General features: G+C 47.3%; 13 protein-coding genes. 7 read left to right on the top strand and 6 right to left on the bottom strand.

Annotated elements, in window-relative coordinates:
• The first annotated feature begins 101 nt into the window (after positions 1-101).
• Both J7E85_RS17930 and J7E85_RS17925 read left to right on the top strand, forming a co-directional pair.
• A complete protein-coding gene (locus J7E85_RS17930; RefSeq protein WP_251035816.1) occupies positions 102-1076 on the top strand; it encodes an ABC transporter substrate-binding protein in 975 nt (324 codons plus the stop codon).
• Positions 1077-1185: 109 nt separating this feature from the next.
• Positions 1186-2814, top strand: a complete 1629-nt coding sequence (locus tag J7E85_RS17925; RefSeq protein WP_215160054.1) for a helix-turn-helix domain-containing protein — start codon at positions 1186-1188, stop codon at positions 2812-2814.
• Between the two features lie 163 nt (positions 2815-2977).
• Here the strand turns inward: J7E85_RS17925 and J7E85_RS17920 are convergent, their stop codons facing one another.
• A complete protein-coding gene (locus tag J7E85_RS17920) occupies positions 2978-4816 on the bottom strand; it encodes a UbiD family decarboxylase (protein ID WP_215160052.1) in 1839 nt (612 codons plus the stop codon).
• 480 nt (positions 4817-5296) lie between these two features.
• Between J7E85_RS17920 and J7E85_RS17915 the strand changes: the two genes are divergently transcribed.
• The 5 genes from J7E85_RS17915 (at position 5297) to J7E85_RS17895 (ending at position 9422) form a co-directional block, all read left to right on the top strand.
• Entirely contained in the window at positions 5297-5836 is a 540-nt protein-coding gene (locus tag J7E85_RS17915; protein WP_306434165.1) for an RNA polymerase sigma factor, read from the top strand.
• Positions 5823-6965 carry a DUF4179 domain-containing protein gene (locus J7E85_RS17910; RefSeq protein ID WP_215160050.1) on the top strand — a complete coding sequence of 381 codons (1143 nt, stop codon included), beginning with the start codon at positions 5823-5825 and terminating at the stop codon, positions 6963-6965. Before J7E85_RS17915 ends, J7E85_RS17910 begins: the two co-directional genes overlap by 14 nt.
• Before the next feature lie 421 nt (positions 6966-7386).
• Positions 7387-7623: a bacteriocin immunity protein gene (locus J7E85_RS17905; protein ID WP_215160047.1), complete on the top strand. Its 237-nt coding sequence runs from the start codon at positions 7387-7389 to the stop codon at positions 7621-7623.
• Positions 7620-8921, top strand: a complete 1302-nt coding sequence (locus tag J7E85_RS17900) for a TolB-like translocation protein (protein WP_215160046.1) — start codon at positions 7620-7622, stop codon at positions 8919-8921. Before J7E85_RS17905 ends, J7E85_RS17900 begins: the two co-directional genes overlap by 4 nt.
• A gap of 48 nt (positions 8922-8969) precedes the next feature.
• Positions 8970-9422, top strand: coding sequence for an immunity 63 family protein (locus J7E85_RS17895; RefSeq protein ID WP_215160044.1), 453 nt, complete (start codon positions 8970-8972; stop codon positions 9420-9422).
• Between the two features lie 203 nt (positions 9423-9625).
• On the opposite strand, the gene J7E85_RS17890 is transcribed toward J7E85_RS17895, so the two are convergent.
• The 5 genes from J7E85_RS17890 to J7E85_RS17870 all read right to left on the bottom strand — a co-directional run bounded on the left by J7E85_RS17890 (position 9626) and on the right by J7E85_RS17870 (position 12136).
• Positions 9626-9904, bottom strand: a complete 279-nt coding sequence (locus J7E85_RS17890) for a YxcD family protein (protein ID WP_076321113.1) — start codon at positions 9902-9904, stop codon at positions 9626-9628.
• A gap of 3 nt (positions 9905-9907) precedes the next feature.
• A complete protein-coding gene (locus J7E85_RS17885; RefSeq protein WP_215160042.1) occupies positions 9908-10357 on the bottom strand; it encodes a hypothetical protein in 450 nt (149 codons plus the stop codon).
• A gap of 56 nt (positions 10358-10413) precedes the next feature.
• Positions 10414-10992 (bottom strand): PadR family transcriptional regulator, encoded by a 579-nt coding sequence (locus tag J7E85_RS17880; protein ID WP_215160040.1) that lies wholly within the window; start codon positions 10990-10992, stop codon positions 10414-10416.
• 204 nt (positions 10993-11196) lie between these two features.
• Complete coding sequence (locus tag J7E85_RS17875; protein WP_215160038.1) at positions 11197-11766, bottom strand: beta-class carbonic anhydrase; 570 nt, start codon at positions 11764-11766, stop codon at positions 11197-11199.
• Positions 11767-11806: 40 nt separating this feature from the next.
• On the bottom strand, positions 11807-12136 hold the full coding sequence (locus J7E85_RS17870; protein ID WP_215160036.1) for an iron-sulfur cluster biosynthesis family protein: 330 nt from the start codon (positions 12134-12136) through the stop codon (positions 11807-11809).
• Positions 12137-12142 lie beyond the last annotated feature (6 nt).

Below are 12142 nucleotides of genomic sequence, written 5' to 3'. Positions count from 1 at the left end.
TCATAATCAGTATAAACAAAAAAATCTCTTTCGTACCTTTTAACAACAGGCAAGGGGAGAAACGATTTATGGTAAGGTCATATCCTAAGAATACCCGATGGATGATAGCATTACTTGTACTGGTGATTGCTCTGGCTGGATGCGGAACACCGCAGGACAAGGAGGGTGCAGCACCTTCCGGGCAATTCACGGAAAAGGTGGGGGAGCAGGTCGCTCAGGACGAGACAAAACAAGGGGCTGTTGATACCAAAATGATGAAGGATGAGTTCGGTGAGGTCGAAATACCAGTAAATCCGAAGAGGGTAGTAGGGATCTATCTGGAGGACTATCTGCTGGCTCTAGGAGTTACACCTGTTGTACAGTGGTATCATCCAAGCTGGGGGAAACAGGATTACTTGGGGCTGGAAGTCCCGACCTTTGATATAACGGGAAGTATAGAATCGCTGCTGGAGGCAAGTCCGGATTTGATCATTGTCGACGGAGCAGCAGATTCTGCAAAATATGAGCTTTATTCCAAAATAGCTCCTACGTATCGGCTGCCAGAGTCCATCCTGCAGAGCCCAGCAGAAATTCTTGAGACGATTGGTGATGTTCTTGGCATTCCTGAAGAGGCCAAGCATGTACATAACGAATACACCAAGAAGATGGCTGATACCAAGGAAAAACTGGAACAGGCTGTTGGTGATGAGACAGTAGCCGTGCTCCGGTTAAATGTTGGGGATAAAACGCTTGCCCTTTTTGGCATTGATAACCGGTATACCGGCAATATCTACAAAGAAATGGGCTTGACTCCGCATCCGTTTGCGAGAGATATGACGGAATTTCATGCCATACTATCCGAAGAGAAAATCCCTGAGCTGGATGCTGATCATATCATTATTTTTCCATCCAACGGCAATTGGGACTCGGAGGAGAATCAAGAAGCGATGCAAGTATTCGGCAGCCCGCTTTGGAAGTCGGTTCCCGCTGTTAAAAATAGACATGTATACAGGGCGGACAGAACTCATTGGCAATCGGGTGCTGTCACAGCCAATATGATGAAAGCCGACGATCTCTTGAAGTGGTTTGTCCAATAAGGAGATGATCTCCGGATTGGAATAGAAACAGGAAGCTGTCAACGGCGTTGACGAGCTTTCTGTTTCTTTGCACTATGTATGAATAGATTCTCGGGTAGGGGTAGATGAAATGAAGGTGGAAACCAGCTCGATTAACCGAACTTCTTTATTTTATGTGTTGAAGGATATTCAGCTTCATACGCAATCTATGGGTTGGCAGCAAGAAATTCTGGTTGACAACGAGCACACACTGCTGATTTTGACGGCCGGCACGGGGCGACTGCACTTGGAGGAAACGGAGTTTCACATGCGGCAAGGTCGAAGTTATCACATAACCCCCGGCTCAACAGCAAGTATTCATTCAGAAACGGACGGCATGGGTTTCTATCTGTTAACCTATGAACTTTGGAGGATGGAGGGAACTCCCTCTGGACAGGCACTGCCTGTACGAACCCCTCAATTTGCTCCGTACCAGCATCAGGCCGAATGGTCATGTCTCCCGTTCTCTCAATGTATTGAATACCTGGAGGGCATTTATCGGCAGCGCGATAACTATAGCGAGTTAGAATCCTTCGACATTCATGTGCGTTTTCAGGCGTTCATGCTGTTTTTATATCGGCAGAATCAGAACGCTGCTCACCATACGAATATGCGCCAGGCTGTTGAGAAATCGATTCAACATCTACAAGAGCACTATCGAAATAATTGGACTGTGGAGCAGTTGGCAGAGCTTGCGAACGTTGCACGCTGGCAATATACTCGGATTTTTAAAAAGATCACGACCAAGTACCCCCTTGATTATCTGAACGGGGTCCGGATTGACCGGGCAAAACAGTTGCTGCTGGCGACAGATGATCGGCTGCTGGATATTGCACAATTTGTTGGTTTTAACAACGAATATTATTTTAATCGTCGATTCAAACAAACCGTGGGGATTTCTCCCGGACAATATCGCCGTCAACGTCATCAGGAGAAGATGCGGGTATTTGCGCCATTCCTTGAAGATTTTCTGGTAGCCCTCGGCATAACACCGGTCGTGCAATGCGCTCACTACAGATGGGGGAGACAGGATTACCTTGGTCTGCATGATGTCCCTGTAATTGATATTGAGCAGGAGGATATCGATGAACTTGCTCGTCACAAGCCGGACTTAATTATGATGGATAGGGGGTTCAGGCGCTGGATGTCTGACGACGGCTTGGGACGGCTAGCTCCAACGTATGAGTTCCCGCATGCGAGTGAGGATTGGCGCATGACACTGCGTAAATCGGCGGACCTGCTGGGTAGGAAGGACCGAGTGCAGGATGTCATCTCACAATACGAATATAAAGCTAGTGAAGCCAGGGAACTCCTTAAGCGCTCTGTCCATGCCCAAACCGTGGCCTGTCTTCGTATATCGGCGCTTGGAATCAGTTTATATTCGGGTCCGTATCACGGGTATACGGGGCCAATCCTGTACGGGGATCTGGGTTTGACCCCGCATCCACTTGTTCAGCAGTTGTCCAGGGATGCCCGGAATGCGATCCTGTCCAGGAAATATCTGAAGCTGCTGGATGTCGATCATCTGTTTATTACGTTTGACAAGCGTCATTCTTCCTGGGAAGGCGAGGAACGTTGTTTGCTCGATGCCCCAGAATGGCGATCACTTCCGGCAGTTAGGAGTGGCTGCGTGTATGAGGTTGATTTTCTGACCTGGATGAATTATGGGGTGATCTCTCATGGGAAAAAGATAGAGGATGTGCTGAGGGTGCTGACATAGGACGCTTTTAATAGATTGCGCATGATGAACCAACTATTATCCATATAACGTCCCGTATAAGAAAAACAAAGGCTGATCCCAAAGTCAATATGACTAAGGCCCAGCCCTTTTTTATTTCATCCTATAGGCGGCTGCTAGAAGAACTCTAAAAGCTCGTTTGGGTTTAACGTAACTGAATCCGACTTAAACTGCCTCCGTCCGCAAATAAACGCTTGATGCTGCGTTCAACCTCTTCATCCGGTATTAATGGCGGAGCCTGATGCGGTTTTGTTCGGGCATCGATAATAACCGTATCACAGCCCCAATGCTTGTGTTCATAGCGGCTGTTCACGCCGTGAATGTCATGGGAAGGATTGCTGCGCGTAAAGGTTGCCCACAGGAAATTACTCACTGTCGCACTCATGAATTCACTGTCATCGCACAGAATGATCATTGGACAGGAGGAGATGGAACCTCTCGCACGGATCGCCTCGTTTAGACGCTCCATTTCCTGCCGCACTTCGGCATAACTCGTAATAGGGGCTCCCTGGATCGCGACAATGCCGGGCATGATCCATTTGGCTGGCGAGTATCCGGGCAGATCCGTCAAGGCTTCAGGCACCTCTTGGCACAAATCCCTTTTTTTATCCCCGACCGCCGCGAATACGACCTTGCTCCCGGTGTTAAGCCCGGTCCCGGAATAATCAAGTGTATCGATCGTAGTATTGGTCTGAAAATGGATATCCCGGTGCAGATCGATTCGTTCCAATATATAGGCCAAGAAATCCTCGATCTGATGCGTGTCTAAGGTTTGGTTCTCCTCGGCCGCTATGAACAGATACTTGGCTAAACTCAATTGGCCCGTGCCCAATATCCGATTGGCAATCGTGAGAAGCTCAGCCGGCTGTTTCACTTGTTGATAAGGGGTATAGCGTTCGCTGCCGATGGCAAAGAGCAAGGGGTGTACCCCAGCAGCGTCCACCGCATGAACCTCTTTGACACCGGGGATTTCTTGCCGGATGGCCCCGCCAGTCAGCTCATGAATCAGTTCGCCGAAGGACGTATCTTCCTGTGGAGGTCTTCCAACGACCGTAAATGGATAGATCGCCTGTTGTTTGGCATAGACCTTGTGCACTCGCATGACGGGAAACGGATGGACAAGGCTGTAATAGCCCAGATGATCACCAAAAGGACCTTCCGGCTTGGTTTCACCCGGATAGATTTCCCCTGTAATGACGAAATCCGCATCGTGGCTAATGCAGTAGCCGTCAACATAGCTGTACCGGAAATGGCGTCCCGACAGCAAGCCGGCAAAGGTTAGCTCGCTCATGCCTTCCGGCAGCGGCATAACCGCTGAAATCGTATGCGCAGGGGGACCCCCGATGAAACAGCTGACTTTAAGCGGCTGCCCCAATTTATTGGCCTTCGCTTGATGGATGCCGATGCCCCGGTGGATCTGGTAATGGATGCCGACTTGCTTGTTTATTTCATATTCGTTGCCTGTAAGCTGCACCCGGTACATGCCCAGATTGGAATTCATGACACCCGGCTTCTCCGGATCTTCCGAATAGACTTGAGGCAGCGTGACAAAAGCACCGCCATCATCCTTCCAGTGCTTAATGAGCGGCATATCGGAAATTTGGATTTCCTGAAATCCGGGTGGCAATGCCCCCATTTTTTTGATAGGTAACGCGGTTTTAGCTGCTAATCCCGTCCCGATATATTTGAACGGATTTTTGAGCGCCTTCATCGGATCGTTGCGCAGCGCGATCACGTCTTGTGTGGATTCGAAGGTTTCCCGAAAAATGAATTTGCTACGCTCGATCGTACCGAACAGGTTGGAGACCGCGCGGAACCCTGAACCTTTAACATTTTCAAATAACAGCGCCGGGCCGCCTGCGGCATAGACCTTCATATGTATGGATGCCATTTCCAAATGTGGATCAACCTCTTCATGTATACGAACCAAATGGCCATGTTTCTCCAGATCTATGATGCATTCTTCCAGATTATGATATTTCATTACATAGCTCCAATCCCTTGAAGATAGTGAATTTATTCTACTATCTACTATTATCGACAATCTCACAGCACAGGTCAATGATACCTAATATAGACGGGACGAATGGACATATCATAAAAAATTACCCTGTCCCAGAGTGTGAAGCAAACGACAAGGCGATCTCATCATTTCAATCGAGCTCTTTATTTATTTTGTTTGAACCAGCTAACAATCATTGTTCTTGTCGCGTTCTCTGTTGTATAGCAGCTCAGTTCCTTCCGGGATAAGGTCACATCCATAGGCGGCCCCAATGCTGACAAAATTTAAATTATATCAAAAAGGGCCACATTTACTTAATTTACTACTGTAATGTCATGTATTCCTGCAATCCCTTCGCAACATGAAAACCCGTGTAATTAGAATCTAACCTTTGGTCTAGATTCGCGATCTAATAAATATAAGCAAACTGAAAAAATCATAGAAGAAAGAGGCGAGGTTCAATTGTTATCAGAAATGGAGCAAGAGGTCGTATCGGCCCAAGCGGGTGACCGTGAAGCGTTTATTCGACTCTTGCAAGGAGTAGAATCAACCCTCTATTCCATTGCCCGCTCAATGCTCAGACAAGACGAGGATTGTGCGGATGCGATTCAGGAAACGATGCTGAAAGCCTACAAAGCCATATATGGCTTGAAAAAACCTGCTTATTTCAAAACGTGGATATGTCGCATACTGATCAACCAATGCAACGAGATATTACGACAGAGAGCTCGTACCCAAACGATGGCAGACATACATGTCCTATCTTCCGATGTCAAAGAGTATGAAAAAATCGATTTGCGCGAAGCAGTTGATCAGCTGGATGAATCCCTTCGAATTGTCGTCGTACTGCACTATCTACAGGATATCCCAATCAAGGATGTCGCACATATCCTGGACATATCGGTAAACGCCGTAAAAAATCGCCTGTATCGGGCTCGCAATATCCTTCTTGCATCGTTAGATCAATCTCGGGAAAGGAAGTTGAATTATGGAGCGTTTTGAAGTCGAAATGGAAACCTTGAAACGGAAGGAACAAAGTCAAATGCCCGAAATGGTTCGAAAACGGATCGACGAGACGTACCATACCATCGTCAATATGGAGATGCCTGCAAGACGCCGTTATATAAGGAGAGAGAGAGGCCGGGGAGTTAAAATCGCTTTGTTATCCGTTCTGACTGTTTCCGTTCTGGGTTCGTCCATCATCGCGTCCGGACTCATTTCACCAGCCCTTGCCCAATCTCTCCGGCAAATCCCCTTGATCGGCAGTATATTTCAAAATCAGGATGCCGGCTTGCAGACTGCTGAAAGTCAGGGGTTCGTTACGCCGGTCGACATCCAGGATACGCATGATGGCGTTACCATGAAAATTACAAATGTCATATATGACGGAGTACGGGTAGCAATGGTGGCCACCCGTGAATCGAGCAAGAACTTCGAAGAGCCTTTGTATGAACCCATAAGGCCTGAGGGTCATTTTTATTCATCTCGGGGGATTGAACATTATTACATGGAATATCAAGGAGAGCCTCTACCCGCTGGAATGAGCGCTACAGGAGAAAAAGATTCTGTACTGATCTTTACGGATGATTCGAGTTACGCCGAGGAAAACGCCCCATTCCCCGATACGTTCCATTTGTCTGTAACATTGATAATTAAAGGAATCAAAGAACCTTTCAATTTCAACGTGCCTGTCGTTAAGAACACATCGAATACCTTTTATGTCGAGGACCCGGGTTTATCGAAAACGCATGACAATCTGAAGTTAACGATCGAAAAAATTGGACTTACTCCCATTACGACTGAAGTAGTTATCAATGTAAAGGCTGACCTAAATCTTGTTCCTAAAAAATATTTGACTACAGGTTTTCTGAATATGGAATATGAACTGGTGGATGATCAAGGTATTTCCATGAAACCAATCGGTGCCAGAGGCAGCTCTAAGGACCCGAAGAAATACGGCATCTATTCAAAATCAATGTATGAGCCGTTTACACACATCCCGAAGGCAATAACCATAAAGCCTTATATCAGCAACACAAAAAACGGGTTTAAGAAGGAATATATTAAGGAATTAGAAATAACCGTGCCTGTTGAAACCAAAGCTGTAGGCAAAAAATTGAACAATTATTAGCATTTGAATAAATGCAAAACGCAAAAAAGGCCGGTCTACTAGACTCGGCTTTTTCTGTTTCTAACTACACTTGAAATTCCCCTGCAACGGGGGGGGGGGATAATCCGAGCATTCGATATGATGCTCATCTTTGTTGGAATAAGCAAAGTCGCACCACGAACAGCGTTGATATGTTTATAATGAGAAATAACCCCCATCAATATTCTTGGTGTTACTTTTCTTTATTGCTGTGATTACGCTTTGCAATGTCAGTCTGGCCAAGTATGTAATCAATGCTTACGTCATGGATTGGCGAAATAGAGAAGCTAAAACAACTTCATTCTAAGTATCTGTATTTTTTTTGGAAATTCACTTAAACGGTTGAATAAGTCTGAGAAGGAATTTATTCGGCGTTGGATCGATGACAAGAAAGGAGCCATACATGAACGAATTAACAAAAGCGCAAATCGTTGATCTGGTGACAAGACTGTATAATGGGGATGGTAGCGAAGAAGAGGTGGAGGAATGGATCGAATTGCTGCAGCGGAATGTTCCTCACCCCGACATTAGCAATTTGATTTTTTGGCCGGAAAAAGATCTGACGCCAGAGGAAATCGTTGAAGAAGCTTTCCACTACAAACCGATATACATAAGTACAAACAGGGAGGACCACGAATGAGCTGGTTGGACCGGAAAATGGCGGAAGAGTGGCGTGCGGAAGGCAAACGTTATGCCGCCGACGTTAATGAATATGTACGCATAGGGATGGAGACCCATTGGGAGGAGGAACCGCCGGCGATCGAAGAGGATCGGCGCCCGGCTATGGCTCAAGAGGTGGTTAAGATGATCGCTTCCGCCAATGAAGCCGGTGAAACGACTCTGCTTCGTGAAGAGCTGCCCCCCGCGTCCTGGCCTTTGACAGGAGAGTTCAAGGAGGAAACGCAGGCGGTGAAGCCCCTATATGTATGGGAAGACGGCCATGTGCTGCTGCAAACGGGAGCTTCATGGGAGCGACGGTGCGCATATGTCGTCGGTAATGATAGCATAACCGAGTTAACGGGAATCGGCTGTGCAGGAAGCTCCGCAGATGGACAGTACTTGGCAGTAGCCGATGAGAATGGGGTTCGGACGATATTTTCGCCGGATACTTCCTTGAACGGGCAAGAGGTTGGGAAGTTTACATGGCAGGATATTTGCAGCCGCCTGAAGGCCGATCTCAAAGAGCTTGAATCATTGGCTGATGAAGAGAGACCTTATGATATTCTCGATTGTATCATTCCGTTCGATGATGGGCGGCAGGTTCTGCTCGTTTGCGCGTATGGCATTTATCTGCTGGAAGACTCGAAGGTGCAATTAATGCATCCGGACGCCGGGGAGCTTCGAGAAGATGAGCTTGAAGATACCAGAATCGACATGGCGCACTGCGCTGTCTCGCGGGATGGCAGGTGGCTGGCATATGGCAGCCAGTCCAGCGAGCATCTGCTGATGGACCTGGAAGGGAAGCGGTTGTACAGAATAGAGCCGCATTCCAGTTATCCACACTATAGCCTGTTCTTGCAGGATGGTCGTTCTGTGTGGTTCAATGCTTGCCATTTTTACAATGGGGATACGATATCCGTACCGTTGCATGCTGTAGAAACGGGAACCTTTGCAGAAGGACTGCCGATTAATGAAGAAATGCGCGTGTATGCCGGTGTCGCGCTGAAGGAGGGAGGTATTCTCGGCGATGCCTATGGATACCTCCGCTATATCAATTATGAGGGTAAAGAAATATGGCGTCACTTTGTGGGAAGTACAATTTTCGGGCTGATCGCGACGCCGGATGAGAATTTCCTGCTGGTTGGCACCTACGGCGGCATGCTGCACCGGATTAACCTGACAAGCGGCGCCCGGGATGAATATAGTATTGGCACAGCCCCGATTTGTGAAACCAACCGCTGGATATTCTGGAAGAACCGAGAGCCCTTGTCTTGGTAAAACCGTAAACAATCCTGCGTCATTTACGCGGCTCCTGAGGGGGAAGAGATGTCCATTATGCTTACAAAACAAGAAATGATTGATCGAATCCTTCATCTGCTTCATAAGACTTCCATGGATGATTCTGAATACGAGAGAGTGGCCACTCTACCTTTTGAAGAAGGTTATATAGGTGATTTGAGTCCGGTTGTTCGGGTTGGAGAGCAGGACTATGAGCTCGCTATGTATGAAAGAGGCGTGCAGATGCTCAGCAAGAGGACGAAGGATGCCGATGAAGTGATCTTCTGGACCCTGGAGGATACCATTCATACCATAGCCCATATCAAGCTTCTGCTAAAATACAAGGTGGATAATGTAAACACCCATTTGAAGTATACCAAGGGCGAAATCCAAGAAATGACGGACATGATTAATGAATCCTTCCTTCAGATTGGTGGACAGTATGAGGAATGGCATAAGGAGAGCAAGCGGAAAGAGCTGGAAACGTCTAACTCGGGTTAGAACGAACGCAGGCACGGGCACTGTGAAGCCAAGCTAATGATGGCGTATGGCTCGTATGAGAAATAGGAGAGGGGCGCCGATATGGTTAAAGCGCTTTTCTTGGACGGAACCTTTGTGCGGTGTACGAACTGATCCCATTGTTTGTAATCAAAGAGCAGCCGCTTCGCATAGTAGCGAAGCGGCTGCTTTATCGATTCATAACGTTATTGCTGAACGATGGCGATAATTTCGTCTTCCAGCTCAAGTCGTACTTGTTCGCTGTAAGCGCGGATATTGTACTCGGAGTACAGGTAGCGGAGAATGGCTTCGATGAGGTTAGCCTCAATCAAATATTGATTCCTACCGCTGACCCATACTTCACCTGTATATCCGGTATCTTCATCCCAGCTAAGCTCAAGCGATACATCGGTTGGTTTGACGCCTCTGCGCTCCGCCTGATGAAGGCAGACTGCATTGACGATTTCGTCCATGCTCAAAATCATGGATTAGTACCGATTGTTGTTATTATTGTTGTTATCGCGAGGTTCGTTTTGTTTACGACGATTCTTCACGGAGCGTACAACAGCCATAACGATCATAATCAAAGCCCAAATTGCGATCAGGTTAATGAGCAGTCCCATGATTTCGCCCATGAAGCCCATACCCCCGAACATACTGCCGAAGAGCAAACCAGCCAGACCACCGATCATAAGTCCTTTCATCAAGCTGCCGCCGCTGAAGAATCCGCGTTTTGCCGTGCTGCCGGCCGCCCCTGTAGTATTGGAACGGTTGTTTGATTGTTGAACATTATTGTTATTATTCTTTTTCGGAGTGCTGTTGTATGTCTTGGTCCCTGATTTGAAACCTCCGCCGCCTCTGCGGGCATCTGCCGAATCAGGTGTCAGTGCTACAAAAAACAATGTAATCGCTACAAGAATAGTCAATACTTTTTTCATCGTGTTCTGTCGAACCTCCCAGTAAATTTAGAGTAATAAAGAGTAATACGGACGAGTCACGATAAGGTTTCAAAATTTGTACGACCATGCTTTGAGCTGCCTGCGCGCTGTTGCTGTCTTAGTAATTCCAGTACCCAATCACACCAACTCAGCTCGGTTTCAGCCATCATTAACCCTTTGGTAGCGAGTACATAATTGCTGAAAGCCTTGCTTCCAATTTCGCGGGTATCCTCCGGAATTCCTTCTAAAATCTGCTCATAATAACGTTTTTTCTCCAGATACCCAATTCTGCGGTCCTCGAAAATATCGACGGCGATGCCGATCTCCGTCAGCCACAGGCAAAAGGTCCGAAGAGAAAGCTCATCCTTGGTGACTGCAGGCGCGATAGGTTGGTACATCCATTCACGCAGCTTCTGCATGCCTTTTTCTGTAATCGCATAGATTTTCTTGTCCGGTTTATCACTTTGCTGGACCCATTGCGAGGACAATAGCTGTTTCTCCTCCATGCTGGACAGCAAGGGATAGATTTGACTGTGTTTGGCTTGCCAAAAGGGCTGTATTCGAAGCATCAAATCATACCCTGATGATTCTTTTCTTGCTAGTAATCCTAACAAGCCGTATGACAACGTATTCATGGACATAACTCCCTTTGAAACGCATATCGTGGACGCTAAAGCGTGGATGGTCATTCGCCTATCGGTCCGGTTGTTAAAAAGTGTACACTGAAACTGTATGGTTTGACAACCGGGGGAGGGGGCTTTCTCTCTGCTTTTGGCAAAATTGTGACTAAAAAAGCACAAACGCGTAAGCGCTTGTGCTTCCATTTGACTTTGATTGATTTATTCGTTCTCGTAACCTTCTACGACCAGATCCAGCGCGCCGGTGTTAGGGTCGATGACCATACCATGAACGGGTACGTTTGGAGGAAGAAGAGGGTGGTTTTTGATCAGGCTTACCGTATTTTTTACGCCGTCCGTAATGTTATCGAAACCGCGAAGCCATCTGGATAACCGGATGCCGGAGTTTTCCAGTGTGGATAACACTTCATCGGATATGCCGCGGTCTCTCATATGCTGGATCATATCATCGGCGTTCAAGGAAGCCATGCCGCATTCGTAGTGACCCACTACGATGACTTCTTCGGCGTGCAGCTCGTAAAGTGCAACCATGACGCTTCGCATAACACTTCCGAAGGGCTGTGAAATGATCGCGCCGGCGTTTTTAATGATTTTGACATCGCCATTCTTGAAATTCATCGCTTTAGGGAGCAGTTCGACCAATCGTGTATCCATACAAGTGATAATGACGAGTTTCTTCTCAGGAAAACGCCCTGTCAGGTAGGATTCGTACTCTTTATTCTCTACAAAGCTGCGATTGTGTTCCAGTATGCTGTTAAGGTGTTTTTCCATCGATTTTCTCTCCTTTGTATCTATAATTTATTTGTTGTACTTATGCTCTGGCATCTAATACTTGAATATTGGTGCCGTAGTTCTGTCCGCTGCTGTCCAGCCGGAAGGAGTAGGTGGCTGGGTCGGCGTCGAGCCTCATCTTCTCTTCGAAAAAAACGGCCTGCTTGCGGTTCACGATAAACGGCACCGGGCTGCCTGTCTCGACAGCGATATCTTCCATCGTCGGGTCATCTACAATACGCAGGCCCGGGACGCCGTTGACGGCACATCCGCATCCCTCCGTGTCATAGATCAGCCTGATTGTGCCCGGCTTTTCCCCAAGTTTGTCCATCAGCTTCAGCTCTGCTTGCGGGGTGAGTTGAATTATCACGGCATC

The sequence above is a fragment of the Paenibacillus sp. ISL-20 genome, assembly GCF_018613005.1.
Classification (GTDB): Bacteria; Bacillota; Bacilli; order Paenibacillales; family Paenibacillaceae; genus Paenibacillus_AQ.
Note: the sequence above shows the minus strand (reverse complement) of the source record. Positions and strands in the feature narration are given on the sequence as shown.

Coding starts and splice junctions, on each gene's coding strand:
- J7E85_RS17930 (WP_251035816.1), top strand. CDS start 102: ATGATAGCATTACTTGTACTGGTGATTGCTCTGGCTGGATGCGGAACA.
- J7E85_RS17925 (WP_215160054.1), top strand. CDS start 1,186: ATGAAGGTGGAAACCAGCTCGATTAACCGAACTTCTTTATTTTATGTG.
- J7E85_RS17920 (WP_215160052.1), bottom strand. CDS start 4,816: ATGAAATATCATAATCTGGAAGAATGCATCATAGATCTGGAGAAACAT.
- J7E85_RS17910 (WP_215160050.1), top strand. CDS start 5,823: ATGGAGCGTTTTGAAGTCGAAATGGAAACCTTGAAACGGAAGGAACAA.
- J7E85_RS17905 (WP_215160047.1), top strand. CDS start 7,387: ATGAACGAATTAACAAAAGCGCAAATCGTTGATCTGGTGACAAGACTG.
- J7E85_RS17900 (WP_215160046.1), top strand. CDS start 7,620: ATGAGCTGGTTGGACCGGAAAATGGCGGAAGAGTGGCGTGCGGAAGGC.
- J7E85_RS17895 (WP_215160044.1), top strand. CDS start 8,970: ATGTCCATTATGCTTACAAAACAAGAAATGATTGATCGAATCCTTCAT.
- J7E85_RS17890 (WP_076321113.1), bottom strand. CDS start 9,904: ATGATTTTGAGCATGGACGAAATCGTCAATGCAGTCTGCCTTCATCAG.
- J7E85_RS17885 (WP_215160042.1), bottom strand. CDS start 10,357: ATGAAAAAAGTATTGACTATTCTTGTAGCGATTACATTGTTTTTTGTA.
- J7E85_RS17880 (WP_215160040.1), bottom strand. CDS start 10,992: ATGAATACGTTGTCATACGGCTTGTTAGGATTACTAGCAAGAAAAGAA.
- J7E85_RS17875 (WP_215160038.1), bottom strand. CDS start 11,766: ATGGAAAAACACCTTAACAGCATACTGGAACACAATCGCAGCTTTGTA.